Annotated in this window: 16 protein-coding genes; 12 read left to right on the top strand and 4 right to left on the bottom strand. The window is 69.0% G+C overall.

Annotated features, from left to right (window positions below):
- Position 1 precedes the first annotated feature (1 nt).
- Both E7Y32_RS07115 and E7Y32_RS07110 read left to right on the top strand, forming a co-directional pair.
- On the top strand, positions 2–817 hold the full coding sequence (locus E7Y32_RS07115) for an alpha/beta fold hydrolase (protein ID WP_261382567.1): 816 nt from the start codon (positions 2–4) through the stop codon (positions 815–817).
- Positions 814–1,206 (top strand): hypothetical protein, encoded by a 393-nt coding sequence (locus E7Y32_RS07110; protein WP_146336504.1) that lies wholly within the window; start codon positions 814–816, stop codon positions 1,204–1,206. The genes E7Y32_RS07115 and E7Y32_RS07110 overlap by 4 nt, the downstream gene beginning before the upstream one ends.
- On the opposite strand, the gene E7Y32_RS07105 is transcribed toward E7Y32_RS07110, so the two are convergent.
- The 3 genes from E7Y32_RS07105 to E7Y32_RS07095 form a co-directional block, all read right to left on the bottom strand.
- Positions 1,148–2,905: a copper resistance CopC/CopD family protein gene (locus tag E7Y32_RS07105; protein WP_146336503.1), complete on the bottom strand. Its 1,758-nt coding sequence runs from the start codon at positions 2,903–2,905 to the stop codon at positions 1,148–1,150. The two genes, E7Y32_RS07110 and E7Y32_RS07105, sit on opposite strands and share 59 nt — an antisense overlap.
- Positions 2,906–2,931: 26 nt before the next feature.
- Positions 2,932–8,433 carry an Ig-like domain-containing protein gene (locus E7Y32_RS07100; protein ID WP_146336502.1) on the bottom strand — a complete coding sequence of 1,834 codons (5,502 nt, stop codon included), beginning with the start codon at positions 8,431–8,433 and terminating at the stop codon, positions 2,932–2,934.
- A gap of 363 nt (positions 8,434–8,796) precedes the next feature.
- The gene (locus E7Y32_RS07095; RefSeq protein WP_146336501.1) at positions 8,797–9,717 is read right to left on the bottom strand and encodes a 2-hydroxyacid dehydrogenase; all 921 of its coding nucleotides are present in this window, start codon (positions 9,715–9,717) and stop codon (positions 8,797–8,799) included.
- A gap of 283 nt (positions 9,718–10,000) precedes the next feature.
- Here E7Y32_RS07095 and E7Y32_RS07090 point away from each other — a divergent pair, with 283 nt between their 5' ends.
- From E7Y32_RS07090 to E7Y32_RS07050, 9 genes are all read left to right on the top strand, one after another.
- The gene (locus E7Y32_RS07090; protein ID WP_146336500.1) at positions 10,001–10,681 is read left to right on the top strand and encodes a response regulator transcription factor; all 681 of its coding nucleotides are present in this window, start codon (positions 10,001–10,003) and stop codon (positions 10,679–10,681) included.
- A gap of 5 nt (positions 10,682–10,686) precedes the next feature.
- On the top strand, positions 10,687–12,216 hold the full coding sequence (locus E7Y32_RS07085; protein WP_261382606.1) for a HAMP domain-containing sensor histidine kinase: 1,530 nt from the start codon (positions 10,687–10,689) through the stop codon (positions 12,214–12,216).
- A gap of 143 nt (positions 12,217–12,359) precedes the next feature.
- On the top strand, positions 12,360–13,574 hold the full coding sequence (locus tag E7Y32_RS07080) for a glycosyltransferase family protein (protein ID WP_186467069.1): 1,215 nt from the start codon (positions 12,360–12,362) through the stop codon (positions 13,572–13,574).
- Positions 13,561–14,781, top strand: coding sequence for a glycosyltransferase (locus E7Y32_RS07075; protein WP_146336498.1), 1,221 nt, complete (start codon positions 13,561–13,563; stop codon positions 14,779–14,781). Before E7Y32_RS07080 ends, E7Y32_RS07075 begins: the two co-directional genes overlap by 14 nt.
- On the top strand, positions 14,781–15,947 hold the full coding sequence (locus E7Y32_RS07070) for a glycosyltransferase family 4 protein (RefSeq protein ID WP_146336497.1): 1,167 nt from the start codon (positions 14,781–14,783) through the stop codon (positions 15,945–15,947). Before E7Y32_RS07075 ends, E7Y32_RS07070 begins: the two co-directional genes overlap by 1 nt.
- The gene (locus E7Y32_RS07065) at positions 15,944–17,815 is read left to right on the top strand and encodes an ABC transporter ATP-binding protein (RefSeq protein WP_146336496.1); all 1,872 of its coding nucleotides are present in this window, start codon (positions 15,944–15,946) and stop codon (positions 17,813–17,815) included. The genes E7Y32_RS07070 and E7Y32_RS07065 overlap by 4 nt, the downstream gene beginning before the upstream one ends.
- Positions 17,812–19,068: a phosphotransferase family protein gene (locus tag E7Y32_RS07060; protein ID WP_146336495.1), complete on the top strand. Its 1,257-nt coding sequence runs from the start codon at positions 17,812–17,814 to the stop codon at positions 19,066–19,068. Before E7Y32_RS07065 ends, E7Y32_RS07060 begins: the two co-directional genes overlap by 4 nt.
- Positions 19,065–20,183 carry a hypothetical protein gene (locus tag E7Y32_RS07055; RefSeq protein ID WP_146336494.1) on the top strand — a complete coding sequence of 373 codons (1,119 nt, stop codon included), beginning with the start codon at positions 19,065–19,067 and terminating at the stop codon, positions 20,181–20,183. Before E7Y32_RS07060 ends, E7Y32_RS07055 begins: the two co-directional genes overlap by 4 nt.
- Positions 20,180–21,292: a phosphotransferase gene (locus E7Y32_RS07050; RefSeq protein WP_146336493.1), complete on the top strand. Its 1,113-nt coding sequence runs from the start codon at positions 20,180–20,182 to the stop codon at positions 21,290–21,292. The genes E7Y32_RS07055 and E7Y32_RS07050 overlap by 4 nt, the downstream gene beginning before the upstream one ends.
- A 33-nt stretch (positions 21,293–21,325) precedes the next feature.
- Here E7Y32_RS07050 and E7Y32_RS16275 read toward each other — a convergent pair whose 3' ends face one another.
- Entirely contained in the window at positions 21,326–21,487 is a 162-nt protein-coding gene (locus tag E7Y32_RS16275; protein WP_186372174.1) for a hypothetical protein, read from the bottom strand.
- 163 nt (positions 21,488–21,650) lie between these two features.
- Here E7Y32_RS16275 and E7Y32_RS07045 point away from each other — a divergent pair, with 163 nt between their 5' ends.
- Complete coding sequence (locus E7Y32_RS07045; protein WP_146336492.1) at positions 21,651–22,487, top strand: alpha/beta fold hydrolase; 837 nt, start codon at positions 21,651–21,653, stop codon at positions 22,485–22,487.
- Positions 22,488–22,596 lie beyond the last annotated feature (109 nt).

Below are 22,596 nucleotides of genomic sequence, written 5' to 3'. Positions count from 1 at the left end.
CATGATTGATACAACTCTGGGTCCACTGATGGTCCGTCGGACCGGCGCCGGCGCGCCGGCGGTTCTGTGGCACAGCCTCTTTGTTGATTCCGAGACCTTCGACGGCGTCGTGGAGGATCTGGGCAAGCAACGTGAACTTTTCCTGGTGGACGGACCCGGGCATGGCGGCAGTCCCGGACCCCACCGACGCTATTCCCTTGAGGACTGCGCGACCGCGGCTGCCCAGATCCTGGATGCGTTGGGTATCTCTGCGCCGGTGGACTGGGTGGGCAACGCCTGGGGCGGTCATGTAGGCATCGTTTTCGCGCACAGGTTCCCCTCGCGGTGCCGGACCCTGACCACCATCGGCACGCCCCCTTATCCGTTGACGCCTGCTGACCGGCTGCAAACTGCCCTGCTGGTCCACCTTTACCGGGCCCTGGGCCCGGCACCCTTCAGCGGGATGCTGGTGGACGCGCTGGCCGGGCGGGGCGCGGCGAAATCAGCACCCCAGGCGGCCGCGGCGGTGAGCGATGCGTTCCGCCGCGGCAACAAACCCGGACGATACTGGGCAATGCAGTCAGTGATGCTTCACCGCCCTGACCTCCGCCCGGTCCTGCCCTTCTTGCAGGTCCCTACCCTGATGCTCGTGGGCCGGGACGACCCCATGAACGATCCCGAGGAGGCGGAACGCGCCGCACGCAGCATTCCGGACGGACGCTGTGTCCGAGTGACGGGTGCGGGCCACGTGGCTCCGCTGCTCGTAGCACCCGGCGAAATCACCCAGCACGTCCTGGCCTTCTGGTCCGAAAACCGGAACCGGCAGGCAGTTGCATGAGCGATACACCTGCACTCGCTGTCCCCATCGGGGCATTTCTGGGCTGGGCCGGCCTGTTCGTCCACAACCTGGCCGAGTTGCCCGGACAAAGCTTCCTTAGCCCTGAATCGCTCGTCCCGCTGCTGGTCACCGCAGTGCTTGTCGCCGGATGGTTCACGCCAGAGAGGCAGGCCGCAACCATAGCTTTGCTGTGCTGGGGCGTGCTGAATCTGGTTGGCGGCGGCGTGCTCAGCGTCCTTCCTTTACCCGTCCTCCCCTTCGTCCCGGAGCAGACTCTCAGCCATTACCTGGTCCACGGCGTTTATGCACTGGCCCAAGTGCCGCTCGTTCTCAGCACGGTGGTATGGCTCCGGTTGCGCCATCGGAGCGGCCGACGGATTTCCCCATAGGACACGCGACCACGACCACGTCGGCGACGGCCGCGGGCTGCTCCAGCTCGTTGACCCGGACGGCGGCGGTAATCTTCCACTGACCCGCCACGGGCAGCAGGACCTTGGCCCGGTAGCTGCCCGGCTTTTCGCCGGGCTCAACCTCGGCAGCCAGCGGTCCCAGACTCAGGTTGGGCTCAGCCACGCTGACCTGTGGCATGCCGAGCGGCACGATCGGGGCACCTCCGGCATCGGTGAGGTCGAAGGTGATGACATTGGCTCCGGCCGTGCCCGGGCTGAACCGGCCGGCTAGGTGTCCGGTGCCGAGGTCGGCGAGCACCGGGCTCCCCACCGCAGCGGCTTTCCCGGCCGTAGCCGGGCCGGCAGTGGCGTCGGTCTCACGCGGGTTCGTCAGCGTCAGGGCCGAAGTAAGCCCAACAACCACCACTACCCCGGCCGCTTCGAGGCGGATGGCTCGTGCCAGCCTGGGCCAAGCAGTCCCCGTTGTGCCGGCGCGAGCCAGGCGAGGGACGAGCCCGAAGCGGTTCCATGCCGCAAGGGCGCCGATTACCGCGACCATGGCAAGCTTGGCCAGCAGCAGCAGGCCATAGGAGCTCCCGACGAGGGCGGTCACTGAGCCAACGATCACCACGGCCAGGATGGTCCCGGTGAGGCCGAGCAGGACGACGACGCCGCCGGCCAAGGTGGAGAACCGGCCCAGGACGACGGCAGCCGCGGCCGGGTCGCTCTTCCGGCGTCGGGCGCTGGTGAGGTGCAGGATCAGTGCCACAAGACCACCCAGCCAGACCGCGGCCGTCGCGGCGTGGACGAGGTCGGCGCCCATCACCAGCCACCTGGGTCCGAAGGTCTGGGTGTGGCCGACAGGCAGCACCGAGGCCAGCGCCGCCGCTGCTCCCACCGTCCCGACCCAGAAGCCTGCCCGGCGCTGCAGCCGCGCCCGGAAAAGCATCAGCACCACGCCGGATGCGGCCAGGACCAGGGTCAGCACAGGCCCCCACGGCCACCCCGTGACGACCGCCGGATCAAACAGCGCGCCGAGACCCAGCCCTCGCTCCCGCACCGTGGTGAGGGGCACCAGCACGAGGTAGGCGCCGACGGCGACGAGTGCGGCCGCCCGGGGCAGCCGACGGCCCGCCGCGGTGGCGCGGGCGATAAACAGGTCAAAGACCGTGAGACCCACGAGACAAAAGAGCCCCAGATAGCCGAAGGCGTTGAGCACCCCGTACAGGACGTCCACCGGCCCGGCGTCGCTCTTGACGACGGTCGGGACCGATGCGCCGGCCTGCCCCACAGCGAAAGAGAGCACCCCTGACTCGGGGTGGGAGTCATCGGAAACCACCCGCCAACCGAGCACGTAGCTGCCCTCGGCGAGATCCGACGGCAAGGTAACCCGGACCGTCGCCTCCACCGCCTCGCCAGGCAATGAGCGGTGACCACCGCTGCCGTCGTAAAGCTGGAGGCCGTCGGGGACCAGGGAGACCGGCTCGTCGAAGGCGAGCTCAACCGAGCCCGGCGCACCCGGCAGTACGGCGCCCTCGGCCGGCGTCGTGGACACGAGCTCGCCATGCGCCCAGGCCGGAACGGCGGGCATCCCCAGCAGCACCGACACTGCAAACACCAGCCCCAGAAGCCGGCGCACGCGGGGCCCGTGGGCCCAGGATCCCCGGTCCCGGGCCCACGGGGGCGTTCCTCTCAACACGAGTGTCTCCTCGACCTTCGAAGGTGCTAATTGCCCGTCGTGAAGTTCCACGTAACGGGAGCCAGCAGGTTGCCAGCGGTGTCCTTGATGCCGCTGCTGAGGGTGACGGTGTACTGGGTGTTGGCCAGCAGTGTTCCAGACGGGTTGAGCGTTGCTGTCTTGGTGGTGCTGGAGTAGCTGACCCTGGCGGGGAAGGCTGTGCCGGTCGAGGTCCGCTTGATTGTGAAGTTGGCGTTCGCCGCGGCCGTGCTCGGCAGCCCGGTGACCGCCTCGCTGAAGGTTGCGGTGATGTTCGCCGTCCGGCTCACCCGGGTGGCATTGACCGCCGGGGTCCGGGCGATGACGACCGGAGCGGGCCCGGTGATAAAGGTCCATGTCTTGGCGGTGAGCGGATTGCCGGCCAGGTCCTTGATGGAGCTGCTCAGGGACAGCGTGTAGGTGCGGTCACTGATCAACGGACCGTCCGGGGTCAGCGTGGCGACCCTTGTGGTGGCGTTGTAGCTCACTTTGGAGGCGATGGTCGCCGTCCCCAGCTTCAGGGTGAAGTTGGGCGTGCTGGCAGCGGTGGTGGGCAGACCGGTCACGGGCTCGCTGAACTGTGCAGTCAGCGGAGTCCGCAAGAAGATCGTTCCCAGGCCGACGCCGGTGGCTCCGGCGGCGGGGTTGGTGGTGGTCACCGTCGGGCTGGGCCCGGTGATGAAGTCCCAGCTCGTCGCTGCCAGCGAGCCACCGGAGACGCTCTTGATGGCCGTGGTCAAGGAGAGAGTGTAGGGCTTGTCAGCGGCCAGTGCGGCGGTCGGGACGAGGGTGGCCGTCCGTGACGTCGCGTCATAGGTCACCGACGCCGGAACGGCCGTGGTGCCCTGCTTCAAAGTGAACGTGCTGTTGCTGACACCGGTGACAGGTTCGTTAAAGGTGACCGTCGGCCGGACGTTGGTCGCGACGCCGGTCGCCCCGGCTGAGGGGTTCTTGGCGGTCACCGTCGGCGTAGTGGACGCGGTGAGCAGCGGTGCGGACACAGTGTCCCCGGCCGCGTTCCACGCCCTGATCCGGTAGGCGTACTGCCCTGTCCCGGCGGACTTGTCGGTGTAGTTGGTGACGTTCGCCAGGGTGGTGGCGATCTGGGCGTAGGCGCCGACCGTGCCGTTGGTCATTGGCGCGCGCTCGATCTTATAGCCGATTTCGTTCTTCGCGTTGCCCCAGGTTGTGGGGTCGGTAAGCGACACCGGTGTCCCGTCGGTCCAGCTCAGCAGCACGTCATTTGTCGGTCTAGTGAAGCTCGCCACCGACGCGTCGGGCAGTGTGCGCGGCGCGCTGACCGAGATGGGCCGCATCATGTCCATTTCCTCGTGGCTGAGGATGTGGCAGTGCCATACGTACTCCCAGCCGAAGTTGGTCATGTCGTTGCTGATCGGCGCAATCGGGTTGCCGTTCGTGTCGGTGTTGTTGAACCCGGCTTCGGATCCGTTCGGTCCGCTCGTCGAGCCCTTGGCGCCCAGCGGCATCATCGGGTTGAGCGGCCGGCTGCTGTCCGGGATGGCGAACGGCAGTTTCGGCAGGATGGGCCGGACCGCCACGATCGTGTCCTCCAGTGGGCTGACCCGCACGGTGTCCTTCCAGCCGAGTTCTGTCGGTTCGGGCGGGATGATGATGTTGTCCCAGGTAACTCTGTTCACCACCTGCACGTCATTGAGGTGGAAGTGCAGCGGGTGCGTGTCCACGCCGTTATGGGTGATCTTCCAGATCTGCGTGCCGTCAGCGGCGGCAGAGATTGGGGTCACGTGGAGGCTGTCCGTCCCCTTGGTACCGTCCAGTTTCTCCGTGGCCGGGTTGACGAACGGGTACAGGATGACGTTTTGCAGCAGCGGTGTTGCTCCGGGCGCCTCCAATCCGATGTTGCCGCTCATCCGGCCCCACTCGTCGAAGTTCGCCGAGTTCATCTCGTCGTGGACGCTCTTGCCCTCGATGGGAATACTGAGCTGGGCGCCGGCCAGGGTGTCGAACTTGAAACTGTCTCCTCCCTGCTCGGCGATCCGGGCGAAGCCGTCACACTTGGCGGAGGCGTTGGTGGCCGCGTTGCAGTATCCGCTGTTGACGAAGCTCTTCCCGTAGGCCTGGTTGTACGCCGCCTGGCCGACCACGATCGGGTTCTGGCTCGACTCGAAGACGCCGGCGGGATTGCCGGCCGCGTCGGTATGGTGGTCGAACGCCGCCATCAGTTTGCCCATCTGGTCAGCTGTGGTGTTCGGCCGGTCGAAGGCCAGCGCCGGTGCGGCGTTGGAGATCTTGACCTGCATGACCGACCGGGTATCGGGCCCGTAGCCGGGCAGGGTCGTGGGGGCGCCGGCCGGGGACATGTCCGGTCCGCCGGTGTAGTAGTCGTAGCCGGGGATCCGGCCCGGGAACGCCGCCGGTGCGTCGTTGTAGAGGATCAGTGTCTTCCCCCTGTAGGCGGAGAAGTCGACGATCACGTCGGCCCGTTCGGCCGGTGCGAGCAGCAGTGCGTGCTGGTCCACATTGCCGACGTCGAACCTTGTCGGATCCGTGATCCACGTCGTCTCATGCGCGGGGACCACGGCCGGGGTCGGCAGGAAGCCGCCCTCGTTGCCGATCTGGATCCAGTCCGGTCCCTTGGGGCTCTTTGTGGTGTCCGGCGTCGGTGTGACGACCGGGTCGGTCTGAGCCATGGAGACTTCGCTGGCCTTCAGCGCGACCTCGGTGCCGGTGGCAGGATCGGCGACGTACCAGGACAGGTTCCAGAACCGGTCATCGGAGCCGTTGAGAATCCGGAACCGGTACGTCTTGGGGTCCATGGTCGTCGTCGGGTAGGCGGTACCGTTCACGACCGGGGTGTCGTGGAAGGCCTCCATGCCGACCGAGTTGTTTGGTGTCGACGGGATCAGGGCCGGCTCGCAGAAGTCAGCGGTGTTCGGGTCGCAGTTGGGATCGTAGTAGGGGTTGGCCATCGGCGGGTACTTGGCGTCCTTGGCAGGCGGCCAGAACCACGGGCCGTAGAACCAGCGGCCGAACGCGCTCATCCCGCTGGGGTCGCCAGGGTTCTGCGCCGGCATGTAGACGTGCGGCTGCCAGAGGTTGCCCTCCCCGCCCCACTTCTTCGGATCCCAGGTGGGGTCGAGTTGGGCCATCCGCTTCGCGCTCGGCACGAAGGTCTTGTCCTGGATGGTGAGCGAGGTCCCCATGCCGAGGCCTTCGAGGGCGCCACCGGGAGCCATCAGCTTCTGCTCGGTCTCGTCGGTGATCATGTAGCCGGCTTCCTCGCCGGCGTAGACGTTGAGCCGCGTGATGCCCCACGAGTGGTCGTGGTAGAACATCATCCGTGCGCTCTGCTGGTTGGTGTAGAAGAAGGTCTCCGCACCGGGGCCTGGGTCCGGCATGTCCGGGACGTTGCTGACGCTGACGCCCTTCGGGTAGGCGGTGTTTTCGCCGGTCGGGGTGACCCACTGGTGCGGCGTGCCGTCGCTGATCCACGGGGTGATTCCGCCGTGGAGGTGCAGGGTGGCGCGGTTTTCCGAGTAGCACGTGGTCGGCTTCGGCGTCTGCCCGCACATCGGATTGCGCACGCCGTCCAGGACACTCTTCTCATCCTTCGCCATGTCCATCGGGACTTTGGTGGTGGGGTCAAGCGTCATCATGCTGGGACCGGCACCCGCGCCCATCACCGTGGTGTCGACCGGGAGGAACAGGTCGCCAGCCACGCCGGTAGGCAGCAGGTTGCGGAACAGCACCCGGACGGGCCGGTCCTTCGTGGCAACGATCGTCGGGCCGAGGTAGTGCGGATTGTCCACCCCGGTGAAGCTGATGGGGCTGTCCGGCAGGGCCGGGTCAAGGTTGGCGTTGCTGAGGGCGACCTTCTTGCCCGGCACGACGCTGGTCGAGAGCTGGACGTATCCGCGGAGCAGCGTGGCCGGCAGGTCGCGGTGGAACTTCATCCGGTACTGCACAACCGCAATCTCGTAGTAGTCGGTGCCGGGGTAGGTGGTGGTGTCGGGGACGGCGACCGGGATGTACTGGCCCAGGTCGTTGGCGTTGGCCTCTCCCTGGCCGGGAAGGGTGTCGACGAACTTCTTGATCCCCGGGGTGAGGTAGCCCGCTCCGGGGTTAGTGACGACGATGTCGGTGACCGAGCCGTTGACCGCCACCTTGGCGGTGGCGCTGGCGCCCTTGTCCGGCGTGCCCACCGTGTCGGCGATCGTCACGGTCGGTGCCGACGCGTAGCCCGCCCCGCCGTCGGTGACGTCGATGCGGGTGACGCCGATGGTGGCCTCAACCTTGGCCTCCTGGTCGGGGTCCGTCTTGCTGGCGTCGCTGATGGCGACGGTCGGGGCGGACGTGTATCCGCTGCCGGCGTTGGCAATCTCGACGCCGGTGACCACGCCGTTGGCGTCCATCGTGGCGCTGGCGGTGGCCTGCTCGCCGTCGGCGAGGTCAGGCTTGGAGATGTTCACCAGGGGCTGGGTCTTGTAACCCTTGCCGCCGTCGGTCAGCTTCAGGTTGTCCACCGTCCCGCTGGCGCGCGCGTGCGCCTCGGAGCCCGCAGGGGGGTTTCCGCCCGTCAGGGTCACGGCGGGCTTGGTGAAACCGTAGCCGGTCTCGTTGACGTCGATGTTGGTGATGACGCCAGTGGCGATCTTGGCGGTGGCCGTAGCCACCGTGGTCGGGGTGACTCCGGCGGTCGTGATCTCCACCGTTGGTGGAACGGCATAACCGGCACCTGGGCTGGTCACGGTGATACCGGAGATGGCGCCCGTTTTCGGGTCGACCGAGGCCGTAGCTTCCGCTCCGGTACCCGGATCGGTAATGGTCGGCGTGACGTCGGCCCCGAAGGAGTAGGTGCGGTCGTGCGAGAAGTCCGGGTAGTTCGAGGCGCCGAGCTTGACCGTGCTGTCCTTGGCCGGAGCTACGTTCGTGGCCAGCGTCGGGTCACCGCTTGCCGGCGTGCTCAAGGTGTCGCCGTTGGCGGGGACACCGGTATCGACCGGAATCCCCTGGCCGTAGAAGCCGATCACGTCGTCCTTCTGCACGGTCACCGGCGGCACGGAATAGGTCTCGACCTCTCCGGTGGCCACGGTCGGCGTCGGCACCTTCAGCTCGTCGCTGGCGTAGACAACGGTGTACTCGCCCGCGGTGCCCGTGGGCCGCAGCACCAAAGCGTGGAAGATGTTGCCCGCGGAGGTGGTCGGGCTTCCTCCGGCGGTGCCCTGGTTCCAGCTTTGGAAGTCGTTGAGGGTGCCGGCAGGCAGCTTGGCATGGTCGAGCACAACGAGCACGGGACCCATCTCACCGGTCGGCTTCGCATAGTCGGTCGCGTACCTGCGTTCCGTCAGCGGGTTGCCGTAGGGGACCGGCGTCGGGGTCCCGACGCTGATCTTCACCATCGCGTCCGCCAGGGTCTGCGGGCTGTTGGCCCAGTTGGGGTAGGGGCCGAAGTAGTGTGGCACCTTCGTGACGTCGGTGGCGCTCAAGGGGACTGCGGCCGCGGCCACTTCCGGTGGGAAAATGTCTGGCATCCCGGCGAGTTGGCCCATGCCGCTGATCAGCAGCGCGAGCGCCGCGACGACGGCCGGTCTGGCCAGCCGATGCCTGGGGGGCCGACGGAAAGATGGGCGGGCAGAAGGTAGCATGATTTCCCCCAAACGATTGGAGCGCTTGCTGGCTCGAGAACCTGACAAGCGAGAGGCTACTGTCGCACCCCGCCGTGCACTCCAGTACCCGCTACCCGTCTTTTAGCCGCTTCTACGCTCCTCAGCTACCTGCCTGCAGGGCTGGATAGATGGCAGGTAGCTCTCGAATGCGTCATGGCTGCCGCCCTCGCGCACCCGAAGTGGACCCTTCCTCCACTGTTAGCTCTCCGCCACCGGGGTGCCCTCCACTTAGCTGTTGATTACGACGTTCACCGGCGGTTCGCCCGCCTGCATAAGCTCGATCTGCCGCTGGACCAGCTTTCCCATCCGCGGGCGCATGGCCGCGCTCGCCCCGCCCACGTGCGGGCTGATGATGACGCCGGGGATCGCCCACAGCGGGTGGTCCTGGGGCAGCGGCTCGGGATCAGTGACGTCCAGGGCGGCGCGCAGCCGGCCGGAGGACGTGTGCTTGACCAGCGCCTCGGTGTCCGCGACCGGGCCGCGCGCCACGTTGACTAGCAACGCGCCGTCGGGCATCGCGGCAAGGAACGCGTCGTCGATCAGGTGGCGGGTGGAGTCGCTGAGCGGGACCCCCACAACCACGACGTCGTGCTCCGGCAGCAGGGCCGGGAGCTCGTCAATGCCGTGGACGTGGCCGCGGTCATCGGTGCGGGCCCGGCTGGCCACCCGGGTCACCGTGGTTTCGAACGGCAGCAGCCGGTCCTCGATCGCCTTGCCCACGCCGCCGTAGCCGACGATCAGCACGCGCTGGTCCGCGAGGCTGGCAGTGGGACGACCCTCCCAGCGGCCCTCGCGCTGGTTCGCCAGCACGCGCGGGAACTCGCGCTGGCTGGCCAGGATCAGGGCCACGGCCAGCTCGGCGGTGGAGGTTTCGTGGACGCTGGCGGCGTTGGCGAACACCCGCCCGGCCGGCAGGAACTCCTCGACGCCGTCGTAGCCGATCGACTGGCTCTGCACCAGGGCGGTCTCCACACCTTCCAGCCCGCGGAGGACCTTGGCACCGCCCATGTACGGCGGGACCACGATGTCCAGGCGCGACTGCGGCGGTTCACCGGACAAATCCCACTCGAGGACGGTGACATCCGGGTGCGGCTGGAGGTACTCGCGCAGGGTCGCGTCGGGCAGGCTGACGGTAATCTTCTTCGGCATAGCTGCCAGCCTAGCGGGCGGGCGCCCACGGCGTCGCGATAAATCGCGGTGCGAAAAATGCGTACCGCGAGGGGGTGGCGTAGGTCCCGCTGCAGGGGCAGGATGGGAGGAAACCGGATCCCAAGCCAATCGTGGATGCCGGAGCTTTGCGCACGGACGCTGACCGCGTCCGGGTTTCGCCCGTACGGGCCGATCGGGGCTGCTGGGGCCCCTGACGTTCCTCCCAGCTCATATGCAGGAGACGCCAAAGTTTTCGAGAAGGCTCGAACTCCTCGGGGTCGAAGTGATCCGCATACTCATCGCCGAAGACGAAGAACGCATCTCCCGGTTCATCGAGAAGGGCCTGCGGGCTGCCGGCTTCGTTCCCACCGTGGTCACCGACGGCGTCACGGCCGTGGACTACGCGTCCAGCGGCCAGTTCGATCTCCTGCTTCTGGACGTCGGGCTTCCCCGTCTGGACGGCTTCACCGTCCTGACCGCGCTCCGTAAAAGCGGGGTGGACCTTCCGGTCATCATCCTCACCGCGCGGGGCTCGGCCGCGGACACCGTTGCGGGCCTGGACGGCGGTGCGGATGACTACATGACCAAGCCGTTTCGCTTCGAGGAACTGGTCGCACGGATCCGGCGACGGGTCCGCCCGGGCGAGAACAACGACCCGCCCTCGGACCACATCATCCGCCACGGCGTCCTGGAGCTGAACCTCCACACGCGCTCGGTGAGCGTCGGGGACAGAACGGTGGAACTCTCGTCCCGCGAGTTCGCGCTGGTCGAAATGTTCCTGCTACACCCGGGACAGGTCCTGAGCCGGCAACAGCTCCTCAGCCACATCTGGGGCTACGACTTTGACGGGACGTCCAACGTGGTGGACGTCTATGTCCGCCAGCTACGGCAAAAAATCGGTGCGGACCACATCGTCACCACGCGCGGCGCCGGATACCGGCTGGCCGGGGAAGGGGAACCGTGACCTCCATGTTGGAACGGCTGCGTCAAAGAGGCCGCAAAGCTCCCGGGGGAGCCCGCGCCGACGCGGGCACGGACCCGTCCGGGTGGAGCGCAAAGTTCCACTCGGTGCGTTTCCGGGTGATCGCCGCCATGCTGGGCATGATGCTCGCAGGGCTGGTAACGGCTGGCCTGATCGCCTTCACGGTCCAGTTCCAGGACTCCGATGCCCGCGTGGACCAGGCCATCCTCGACAAGGGCAATTCAGTGGTCAAGCTGGTTGAAACCTACAACGCGGCCAGCGGTGATTCCTACGGGAACCGGCTCCATGAGGCCGCCGAGGACATCGAACCCCGCAGCAACGAAGTGATGGCCGGAATCGTCGACGGCCGCATAGCGTGGATCAAGGAGGGGAACCCGGAGGAGCCGCTGCTGGACGCCACCCTGCAGTCTTCAGTCACCAAGCTCCCCAACCGCTGGGCCGCCGCCTTCGGCGCGTTCGACGCCGGCCGCCGCCCACTCCGGACGGTGGCCCTGCCCGTGCCTGGCACGGCAGGCGAAAACACCGGGACGTATCTGTTGCTCGGCCGGGACGCCGCCGACCAGAGGGACCACAATCTCGCCTCCGTCCAGACCTACTCCCTGGTGGCCGCCGGCACGCTGCTCGCCGCCGCCCTGATCGGAGGCCTGGTGGCCGGGCGCCTGCTGGATCCGCTCCGCCGCCTGCGCGAAGCCACCCGCGTGGTCAGCCATGAGGACCTCACCCAGCGGGTGGAAGTACGCGACGGCGAGGACGATGTAACGCTTCTCGCGAAGACGTTCAACACCATGCTGGAAAGACTCGACGAGGGCGCGCGGCAGCAGCAACAGTTCCTCGACGACGCCGGCCACGAACTGCGCACCCCGCTGACGATTCTCCGCGGGCACCTGGAGCTGGTGTCCGTCGACGACCCCGCCGATGTGATGGCCACCCGCGAGGTGTTGCTGGAAGAGGTGGACAGGATGCAGCGCCTGGTCGATGACCTGCTGCTGCTCGCCAATGCCGGCCACCCTGACTTCATCAGGACGGCGCCCATCCGGATCCCGGATTTCCTCCCTCAGGTGATGGAAAAAATCCATGTCCTCGGCGACCGACGCTGGCAGATCGACGAATGCGCCGACTGCACGGTGGAGGCCGACCCCCAGCGTCTCACCCAGGCCTTCGTCCAGCTGGCAGCCAACGCCGTTAAGTACACCGGCAGTGCCGCCACGATCGCCCTGGGCAGCAAGGTGGAAGGCGCGACGGCGCCGGACGGCGCCCGGGTGCCCGGGCCCGAGACCCTGGTGCTCTGGGTGCGGGACACCGGCGCCGGCATCGAGATGAAGGACCAGGAGCGGATCTTTGAGCGGTTCGGCCGGGCGCGCCCGGGCCGCGGCGAGGAAGGATCCGGCCTGGGCCTCGCCATCGTCAGGGCCATCGCCGAAGCCCACGGCGGATCAGCCACCGTGGAATCCGCCTACGGGCAGGGTTCGCGCTTCATGATCAGGATTCCTTTGCAGTCCGTGGGGGCGGACCTATGACCTCACAGCAGGCGCCACGCGCTTTATGAAGACTCCTTAACCTTCCCCTCATCCGTGCCTCACGATGGTGCTGCAAGGTGGTCTTGACAGCAAACACCGCCGGCAAGGAACACCCCTGAGTGTGGGGTATGGGGAGGATCGCAATGGAGCCCATGCGGATAGTGCTCTACTCACACGATTCGGTGGGCCTGGGGCATATGCGCCGGAATCTGGCGTTGGCCCACGCCCTGAGCAACCAGCTTCCGGGCCTGACCGGCCGCCCGGTCACCGGCATCCTCATCACCGGGACCGCGCTGGCGCCCGCGTTCCCGGCGCCGGACGGCTGGGACTGGGTGCTGCTGCCGGGGGTGGGCAAGAGCCCCGCCGGCTACCTGCCAAGGAACCTCTCCATGCCGATGGACGATCTCGTGTCCATGCGGGCGAGGCTCCTCAAAGCCGTCCTGGCCGGGTTCCGCCCGCATCTGGTGGTGGTGGACCGCCACGCCACCGGGGTGAACCGCGAACTTGAATCCGCCCTGCGGCGTTCCCGTTCCGTGGGCCAGGTACGGGTGGTGCTGGGTCTTCGGGAAGTCCTGGATTCCCCGGCGGTCGCCTCCGCGGAGTGGGCGCGGATCGGCGGACCGCGGCTGGTCAAGGCCCTCTTCGATCAGATCTGGGTCTACGGTGACCCCGCCGTCCACGATCCCGTGGCCGCCGGTGAAATACCCTTCTCGCTCCGGAAGCTCATCCGCTACACCGGCTACCTGGCTGCCGGCCGGCCGCCCGGCTCCGGAACGAGCTGCATGCCCGGGCCCTACTGCCTGACGACGGTCGGAGGCGGCTCGGACGGCCACGCCCTGGCCCGCGTGGCAGTGGCCGCACCCGTGCCGGCGGGACTGGGCCACCTGATCGTGGCGGGTCCCCAGATGCCCGTGGAGCAGCTCAACGACCTGCGGCGCCAGGCCGGCCCCGGCGTCAAGGTTGTCTCCGCAGTGGACGACCTCCCCTACCACCTCCGCCACGCGGCGGCCGTTGTTTCGATGGGCGGCTACAACACGGTGTGCGAGATCATGAGCACCACTGTGCCTGCCCTGATTGTTCCGCGGACCGAGGCACGTGAAGAGCAGCGCATCAGGGCGGAGTCCCTGGCCGCCGCCGGGTATCTGGAACATCAGGACATCGGAACCCTGACCCCCGAGATCTTCGGCGGATGGCTGGCGGCGAGGCTCGGCGCCGCGGTGGACCGGCGTCGGGCGGTGCTTGACGGGCTCATCCGGGTGCCGCAGCTGGCAGCCGAGTTGCTCCAGCCCCTCTTCCGTCCGAAGTCGAGCGTTCCGGCTCTCGATCCGAAGGAGAGTGCCAGCCGTGTCGCCGTCTGAGCCGGGGACCGCCTACGTCCTTAAGATGTATCCGCGGTTCTCCGAAACGTTCATCGTCTCCGAGATTCTGGCCCGGGAAGCGGCGGGCGACCGGCTGGAGATCTTCTCGCTGCTGCCGCCCAACGACCCCCGCTTCCACTCCGAACTGGCAAGGGTGCGGGCGCCGGTGACCTACATTGACCGGCCGCTCAAGACGGCCGACCTCTGGGAGAGCTTCCATGCAGCCGAAGCCGCCGGCCTCACCGCCGCGCTGGGCAGGAACTTCGCCGAGCTCGCCGCCGCGGCCCCGGAGGATGCCGTCCGTGCCATCAACCTGGCCGTGGCCCTGCAGCACCGGAATATCCGGCACATGCACGTCCACTTCGCCTCGGGCGCCACAACTGTGGCCCGGCTGGCGTCGGCCATCACAGGCATCCCGTTCTCCTTCACCGCCCACGCCGTGGACATCTTCCATGAGTCGGTCAGCGGCGAGGACCTGAGGATCAAGTTCGAACAGGCCCACCACGCGGTGACCATCAGCCGCTTCAACCTGCGCTATCTGCGCCGGCAGTTCCCCGCCGCCACCGGCCGGCTCCACCTGGTGCGCAACGGCCTGGACCTGGACCGGTTCCCGTACCGGGACCCGCGGCCGCCAGGCGCCGTGGTGCGGATCGCCGCCGTCGGGCGCCTGGTGGAAAAGAAGGGATTCCAGTATCTGCTGCCGGCGGCCGCCGAACTGCTGGAGGCCGGTGTTCACCTGGACCTGCGCATCGCCGGAACCGGCGTGCTGGCCGAGGAGCTGGAGGAGACCGTCGGACGCCTCGGGCTGGGCGGGCATGTCCGGCTGATCGGAGCCCAGACGCAGGACCAGGTCCAGGAGCTGCTCGAGTCCTCCGACATCTTCGTGGCGCCCTGTGTGGTCGCGGCGGACGGCAACGCGGACGGCATGCCCACGGTCCTGCTGGAAGCCATGGCCTCCGGGGTGCCCTGTATCAGCACGGCCGTCACCGGAATCCCGGAAGTGGTCCGCAATGGTTCCACCGGCATCCTGGCCCGGCCGGGGAATTCCCGGCTCCTGGCCCGCGCCATCGAAAAAATGAGCGCCCCGGGCACCGACCGGGTCTTGATGGCCCGCAACGCGCGCGCCCTCATCGAGGAGGACTTCGACGTCCGCCGCCAGGCCGAGCTGCTCCGGTCCCTCTCCCTGGCGGCCAGGAGGGTGGCCTGATGCGTGTGGCCTATATCTGCGCCGACCCCGGGGTGCCGGTCTTTGGCACCAAGGGCTCTTCCGTGCACGTCCAGGAAATCGTCCGGGCCTGGCGCACGGCCGGCGCCGGCGTCACGGTCTACTGCGCCCGCCGCGGCACCGACCGCCCCGAGGACCTCGAGGACCTCGACGTCGTCGAAGTTCCCCCGGCGCCCGGACCGGTCCGCGAACAGGCGCTCGAAGACGCCGCGCTCTCAATGGTCGACCAGGTCCTGCGCCAGGGATGCGGCCTGGTGTACGAACGCTATTCGCTGTTCAGCCCGGCGCTTGCGGTGCTGGCCCGGGTCCTGGACATCCCCTCGGTCCTGGAAGTCAACGCCCCGCTGATCGAGGAACAGCAGAAGTACCGCCAACTGCTGGACGTCAAGAAAGCCGAAACGATCCTGCGCCGCAACGCCGGCACGGCCGGCGTCGTGGCCTGCGTCTCGGAGCCCGTGGTCCGCTGGGTGCACGAACGGGTGCCCGGAGCCCGGACCGTCCTGGCACCAAACGGCGTCAACGCCCGTCGCATCACCGCCCGCAGGCCCGGCCGGAGGAACCCGGACCACCTCACCGTGGCCTTTGTGGGAACGCTGAAGCCCTGGCACGGGGTGCCGGACTTGCTGCGGGCCGTCGCGCTGGCGAATTCCACGGCACCGGATCCGGCCAGCCGCTGGGCGGTCCGGATCATCGGGGACGGGCCCGGCCGGCCGGAGCTGGAACGGCTCGCCGGCTCGCTGGGGATCAGGGCGGAGTTCACCGGCGCGGTGCGGCCCGCCGACGTGCCCGCACTGCTGCACGAATGCGACGCCGCAGCAGCGCCCTATCCGTCGGACGAGGAGCGCCACGACGACTACTTCTCGCCCCTGAAAGTGTACGAATACATGGCGGCGGCCATGCCGATCATCGCCAGCTCCGTGGGCCAGATCCCTTCAATCCTCGAAAACGGACGCACGGGCCTGCTGGTCCCGCCCTCCGAGCCCGCGGCCCTCGCCGCGGCGCTGACCCGGCTGGCCGGCGATCCCGCCCTGCGCGCGGACCTGGGCGGCCGTGCCCGCGACGACGCGGAGAAGCGCTTCAGCTGGGACCGGGTCCTTGCCCGGATCACGGCCGCGTTGCCGGTCCCGCGGCAGGTGGCGTGGCCATGACGCCGCGCCGCGGCCACAAGCCGGCCTCCGGGCTCCGCCGGACCCTCAGGTGCGTCGGCCCGCATCTGCGCGAGCACCGGCTGAGGATGGCCATTGGCTTCGCGGCCCTCGCCGCCGACGTCCTTTTCCGCCTGCTGGAGCCCTGGCCGGTGAAGCTGGTGATCGACGCCGTGACCCGCTCGCTGGGCGCCACCCTGCGGAGGCCCGGGCCCGCCCTGGAAGCCAGCACCCAGACCCTGCTGCTGTGCGGCGGCGCGATCGTGGTGATCAGCATCCTGCGTGCCGTGGCCAACTACTGGTCCGCCGTCTCGTTCGCGCTGGTCGGTTCCCGGGTGGCGGCCGACCTCCGGGCCCGCACGTTCCGCCACGTCCAGGGCCTGTCCATGCGGCACCATACCCGGGCGTCCTCCGGCGATACTGTCCAGCGACTGGTCAGCGACGTCTCACGCCTGCAGGACGTGGCCGTCACGGCCGGGCTGCCGATGCTGGGCAACGCCGTCACCCTCCTGGCCATGACCCTCATCATGCTCTGGCTGGACCCGATGCTGGCCCTCGTGGTGTTCCTGGCCGCCGGCATTTTCGCCGTCCTGTCCCGCCGGAGTTCGGGCTCGATTGCCAAGGCGGCGGGCCGGACCCGCAAGGGCGAGGGGGCCCTGGCCAGCACGGCCGCGCAGACCCTCGGGGCCATGCGCGAAGTGCAGGCCTACGGACTTGAGGACACCATCAGTTCCAACTTCCGGAAGAGCAACTCGGCCACCCTCGGGACCGGCGTCGCGGCCCTCCGGCTGGCCGCCGGCCTGGAACGGCGTACTGATGTGCTGATCGGCGTCGCCACCGCAATCGTCCTGGCCGGAGGCGGCTGGCGCGTGCTCGACCACTCGATCACCCCCGGGGACCTCGTTGTTTTCCTCACCTACCTGAAGACCGGCATGAAGCCGTTGAAGGACCTCGCCAAGCAAACAAGCCGGATTGCGCAGGCCACGGCGTCCGGCGAGCGCGTGGCGGACCTGCTCGAGGCCGAGACCGACCTGCCCGAGCCCGCCGGCGCCCGCCCCCTGGACAGCCGCAGGCCGGACGTCGTGTTCGACAACGTCTCCGCCGGCCACGGCGAGGGGACCATCGTGCTGCACGGCATCAACCTGACGATTCCGGCCGGCGAACGCCTTGCCATCATCGGCCCGTCCGGCGCCGGAAAATCAACCCTGGCCAGCCTCATCCTGCGCATGATCGATCCCACCACGGGCACGGTCCGGGTGGGAGGCGAGGACCTGAGGGAGCTCCAGATCGCCTCGGTACGGGCCCACGTCTCCATCCTCCTGCAGGATTCCGTCCTCTTTGGCAACACCGTGCGGGAGAACATCAGGTTCGGGCGTCTCGACGCGTCCGACGCGGAGATCGAGCACGCCGCCGCGCTGGCACAGGCGGATGACTTCATCCGCGCCCTGCCGGCGGGTTACGACACGGTTCTGGGCGAGGCCGCCAAGGACCTCAGCGGCGGCCAGCGGCAAAGGATCGCGATCGCGCGTGCCATCCTCCGCGAGGCGCCGATCGTCATCCTAGACGAGGCAACCGCGGGGCTGGACCCCGCCTCCCGGGAATCGATCCTGGATGCCCTGGAAATCCTGACGCGGGGACGGACCTCCATCACCATCACCCACGATGCGTTCGCCGCACGCCTGGCCGACCGGGTCATCTGGCTCGAGGAGGGGCGCATCCTTGAAGAGGGTAGTCCGCTCGAGCTGCTGCAGGATCCCGGCAGCCGGTTCAGCAGGTGGCTGGGGGATCCGCCCGCATCCCGGGCGGCGGAGGAAGACGCGGCGGAGCGCCGGCCGGGCGACGAACGCCGGGACATCGAGGTACCCACGTGACGCCGGTCCGGGTTCCCCCGCGCACGGCCGATCTCTTGCTCGCCGGCCGGGACCAGCGCCTGCCCGGCCTGGCCGTGGTGCTCGACGACGACCTGCTCTCCGGGCTCCTCGGCGAACCGGTCCGCATTACCCGGGTCCGGTACAAACCGGGCACCTCGGCGCTGGTAGCCTTCCGCCGCCCCGCCGGATCAGCGGAGGAGTATGGCTGGGCCCTCACGACCGCTCACAACGTCAAGCTCTCCGGACGAGCCAGGAAGTCGGAGCAGCATGGCGGAAGCCTGCGACTGCTGCCTGCCGCTCCGCCCCACGCCGACGCCGTGATCGCCGTCGGCGGCATCGAAGACGACTGGGCCCTGGGCACGAACCTGCGCTGGCTTGCCGGTCAGGGGCTGGAACAGCTCGGCGCGGTGCGGCCGCCCGGTTCCGGCCTCCTCCGCGCCGGGGCCACGGTGCTGCGCTACAAACCCGAGCGGCGGGTGGTCCTGCTGGAGCACAACCAGGACGCGCCCCTGGTGATCAAGACCGCAGCGCGACCGCCCGCCGGCAACGCAGGCCGCCTTCACCGACAGTTGCAGCACCACGGCGTTCCCGTGCTTCCCATGCTCGGCACCGCGGACTTCCTGGACCACGGCACCAGCGCCAGCCCCCGTTGGGGAGAGCGCGACCTGGCGTCCGGCGGCAGCCCTAAGGGAGCCCGGGAAGCCGGAGAGGCCCTGGCCCGGCTCCACGGCATTGCGGCGGAGGACGGCGCGGGTTCCGCCGCCGCGGACTTCGTGCAGCGGCAATTGGCGGTCACCTGCGCCATGGTTGCCGCGCTCGTTCCCGCACTGGAAGAACGCGCCGCCGCGGTAGCGGCCCGGATCCGCCGCCGCCTCGACGGCGACGGCGTGAGCGGCCCCGCCGTCGTCGTCCATGGCGACTTCTCCGCCGACCAGGTGCTCGTTGGCGGAGAAGAGGTCCGGCTGATCGACTTCGACCGCGCCCGCGCCGGTGTACCGGAGGCTGATCTTGGCTCCTTCGCGGCCGCGGAAGAAATGGGCCGCTGGAGCGGAACCACGGCAGGCACCCCGCTCACGGCCGCCCTGGTGGAGGGCTATGTCCACGCGGGCGGCCGGTTCAGGCCCGCGGCGGCGGACGCCTGGGCGGCACTGCGGCTGTTCGCCGGCAGCGTGGACCCGTTCCGGGACCGGTCCCGTGACTGGGCCGCCGGCATGTCCCGGCATCTTGACGGCGCCTGGGAGCTGGTCCCATGAGCTGGCAGCCGCCGCTCCCGAAGTCCGCCGTGGACGCTTCCGGGCAGACCTGGCAGGTCCGCCGGGCGTGGCCCGACAGGACCCCCGGAGACTACAAACTGGAGGTCCTGGCGGCCGGTCGGCCCGGCGTCAGGGCGGCCCATCTCCGGTCCGGACACTTTGAGTTGGTCCCACGGGATGACCCCGGACTGCCGGCCCTTCGGGCTGAAGCGAGGCACGGTGAGATCGTTGCCCACCGGCCCCATGCGCGTGCCGTGGTGCGGGCGGCGGGGTGCTACGTCAAGGTCTTCCGGCCCGGCGAGGCGACCGCGCCGGCCGAACGCCTCACCCACACGGAGATCCTGCTGGGCGCCGGGCCGTTCCGGGCGCCGAAGGTTCTCCGCAGCTCCGCGGACGTGATCGTGTTCAGTTCCCTCCCCGGGCGGACGCTGGGCGAGCTGGCGCAGGACCACGTGGCGCTCACCGACGCATCGTTTGCCCTGCTGTGGGAAGACTGGTCGCAGGCCTGGTCCACCCAGGTGAATGCCCGTTACGGCACCGCCGGGCACGACGCCCTGGCCGCGTTGCCCGTGCGGTCGCCGGACGTCGAGGCGGCGGATGCGCGGCGGTGGGTAGACCGCTGGCTGCGCCACTACGGGAACATCCCGGAAGCGTCGGCTCAACGCGATGCCCTGTGCGCCGCGGCGGAGAACGTGACGCGTGGCCTGCTCGGGTCGGCGCCGGATCCGCTGGTGTGGGCCCACGGCGACCTGCACGACAAGCAGATCATCGCCCTCGACGGCGGGTTCGGGCTGCCCGGGTTCGGGTTGCTCGACTTCGACGACGCCGCCCGCGCCGAGGCCGCCCTGGATCTGGCCAACCTGGATGTCCATCTGGAGTTCCTGGTACGCCAGGGCCGCATTACGCCCGCGAGGTTCCTCGCTGCCCATCGGCAGGTCATGGCCGTCGCCGGCCGGCTGCGCGTCAGTGAGCCCAGATTTCGCGCCTACTCCGACGCGGCGTGGCTGCGGCTGGCCTGCTCCCCGCTGCCGGGACGCCTGGCCCTGGCCCTCGCCGCGCTCGAGGAACGGGCCCCGCACCCGCCGGCGCACCGGGTGCAGGAGCCTGTGCCGTGAGCTGGCACCCGCCCGTCCCGCCCTCCGTCCGGGACGAGGAAGGAACGCAGTGGCTGGTCCGGCGGGCATGGCCGGAACCCATCGCGGGCGACTATGCCATGGAGCTTGCGGCGCCGGCGCGGCCGGGTGTCCGCGCCGCCCATCTGCGGGCAGGACGGGTGGAGCTGCTCCCGGCCGGGGGTGACCGGCGGCTGCCGGACCTGGCGCGCGTGGAACCTCTGGGCGAGGTGGTGGTGCACCGGGCCCACAAGCGGGCCGTGGTCAGGGCCGGCGACCACTACTTCAAGATCTTCCGGCCCCGGCAGTCGGACGAGGCCGCGGACCGGCACACCCGGGCCAGCGCGTTCCTGGCCGCGGGGGACTTCGTCAGCCCGGAGGTCATCTGGTACACCCAAGGTTGCCTGCTCCTCACGGCCCTGCCCGGCCGCTCCCTGTTCGAGCTCGGAAGCGGTGCCGCGCTCAGCGACGTCGGGTTCGAGGAAATTTGGCAAAAATGGTCCCGTGCCTGGGTCCGTCAGCTGACCCTCGCGGGCACGGCTGCGCACAGTCCGCCGGAGGCACCGGCGTCGCTGGCGCGGCGGACTGCCGCCGTCGAACTGGACAACCTTCAACGCATGGTGGACCTGTGGCTGCTGCACGCCGGGGACATACCGGCGGCCAGGGCCCAGCGGGACGCCGTCCGCGCGGCCGCCGCGCAAACCGCCGCGCAGCTGCTGCGAACTCCCCCTGATCCGCTGGTGTGGTCGCACGGGGATCTCCATGACAAGCAGATTTTCGCCACGGCTCCGGGCGCCCCCCTCGGGTTGCTGGACTTCGACGAGGCAGGGTTGGCCGAAGCCGCCGCCGACCTCGCAAACCTTGCTGCCCACCTTGACCTGCGCCTGCGCCAGGGTCGTCTGACCGACGAGCGGTACCTCGCCGCGCGCCGCCAGGTCACCGCAGCGGCCGTGGAACTGCGCGTCACACCGGCCCGCTTCGGGGCCTACGCCGCTGCCGCAAAGTTGCGGCTCGGCTGCCTCTATTCCTTCCGCCCCCAGTGGGCCGGCCTCGCCGCGGATCTCCTCCGCGAAGCGGCAGACAGCGCCGGGCCGGCAGCCGCCGCCGGTTGAGGCTGCTGATTCGGCGGCGGTTGCCGACGGCGACTAGCGGCCGAAGAGCTTGGCGAAGAAGCCGGTCTTGGGCTCGTTCTCGTGGCCCTTGCAGCGGTCCGCGCTCTTCACGCCGCGCATGACCTGGTCAACGTGCTGGCCGCAGCCGGCCCACGTGGTCTTACCGCACTTCTTGCATGCAACCTGTCGGCACATCTGGTGTCTCCTCAGTGGTAGGTTTCGTCGCTCCACTATACCCCTGGGGGTATCCGGCGCAAATTCGCGGAACACGCTAGCCGGGCAGGGCGTTGGTTCCCTACAGTGGGACCCGCTGCGGGACGCACGAACTGACTTCAGACCGTACCGAGAGGATCGCTTCATGGCATACATCAAGGTTGGAACCGAAAACAGCACCGACGTCGAGCTCTACTACGAGGACCACGGAACCGGGCAGGCGGTGGTTCTGATCCACGGCTACCCGCTGGACGGATCCTCCTGGGAGAAGCAGACCGCCGCGCTCCTGGCCGCCGGCTACCGCGTGATCACCTACGACCGGCGCGGCTTCGGCAAGTCCAGCAAACCCACCGAGGGCTACGACTACGACACCTTCGCCGCCGACCTCAACACCCTGATGACCGACCTGGACCTGAACGACGCCGTGCTGGCGGGCTTCTCGATGGGCACCGGCGAGGTGGGCCGCTACCTCGGCAGTTACGGCTCCGCCCGGGTGGCCAAGGCCGTCTTCCTCGGCTCACTGGAGCCCTACGTGCTTCAGGCCGAGGACAACCCCGAGGGAGTCCCGCAGTCCGTGTTCGACGGCCTGCTGGAGGCGGTCACGGCCGACCGCTACGCCTTCTTCACCGACTTCTTCAAAAACTTCTACAACAGCGACGCCTTCCTGGGCACGCCCCGGCTCAGCGAGGAAGTCATGCGGGCCGGCTGGAACCTCGCCACCTCCGGCGGCCCGACGGCGTCCGTCGCCGCCCAGCCCACCTGGCTCACCGACTTCCGCGGGGACATCCCCAAGATCGACGTCCCGGCCCTGATTGTGCACGGCACCGCCGACCGGATCCTGCCGATCGACGTCACCGGCCGCCGCTTCGCAAAGGCCCTGCCGAGCGCGGAGTACGTGGAGATCGACGGCGCCCCGCACGGCATGCTCTGGACCCACGCCGCCGAGGTCAGCGAGGCGCTGCTGGGCTTCCTGGCGAAGTAGGCCGCCAGCCGCGGTTTCCGCGCCGAATTCGGACTGGCGCACCCCGGGCCCCCTCTCTGTCAGCCCGGGGTGCGCCAGTCCGTTTCCGTAGCGATTTTCCGAGGACGCC

The sequence above is a fragment of the Arthrobacter sp. UKPF54-2 genome (assembly GCF_007858535.1).
In the GTDB taxonomy this organism is placed as follows: domain Bacteria; phylum Actinomycetota; class Actinomycetes; order Actinomycetales; family Micrococcaceae; genus Arthrobacter.
The sequence above is the reverse complement of the archived record's forward strand: the minus strand, read 5'-3'. Positions and strand labels throughout refer to the sequence as shown.

Bases quoted from the DNA above. Each gene is read 5' to 3' on its own strand.
- E7Y32_RS07115 (WP_261382567.1), top strand. From the start codon at position 2: ATGATTGATACAACTCTGGGTCCACTGATGGTCCGTCGGACCGGCGCC.
- E7Y32_RS07110 (WP_146336504.1), top strand. From the start codon at position 814: ATGAGCGATACACCTGCACTCGCTGTCCCCATCGGGGCATTTCTGGGC.
- E7Y32_RS07100 (WP_146336502.1), bottom strand. From the start codon at position 8,433: ATGCCAGACATTTTCCCACCGGAAGTGGCCGCGGCCGCAGTCCCCTTG.
- E7Y32_RS07095 (WP_146336501.1), bottom strand. From the start codon at position 9,717: ATGCCGAAGAAGATTACCGTCAGCCTGCCCGACGCGACCCTGCGCGAG.
- E7Y32_RS07085 (WP_261382606.1), top strand. From the start codon at position 10,687: ATGTTGGAACGGCTGCGTCAAAGAGGCCGCAAAGCTCCCGGGGGAGCC.
- E7Y32_RS07080 (WP_186467069.1), top strand. From the start codon at position 12,360: ATGGAGCCCATGCGGATAGTGCTCTACTCACACGATTCGGTGGGCCTG.
- E7Y32_RS07070 (WP_146336497.1), top strand. From the start codon at position 14,781: ATGCGTGTGGCCTATATCTGCGCCGACCCCGGGGTGCCGGTCTTTGGC.
- E7Y32_RS07065 (WP_146336496.1), top strand. From the start codon at position 15,944: ATGACGCCGCGCCGCGGCCACAAGCCGGCCTCCGGGCTCCGCCGGACC.
- E7Y32_RS07055 (WP_146336494.1), top strand. From the start codon at position 19,065: ATGAGCTGGCAGCCGCCGCTCCCGAAGTCCGCCGTGGACGCTTCCGGG.
- E7Y32_RS16275 (WP_186372174.1), bottom strand. From the start codon at position 21,487: ATGTGCCGACAGGTTGCATGCAAGAAGTGCGGTAAGACCACGTGGGCC.
- E7Y32_RS07045 (WP_146336492.1), top strand. From the start codon at position 21,651: ATGGCATACATCAAGGTTGGAACCGAAAACAGCACCGACGTCGAGCTC.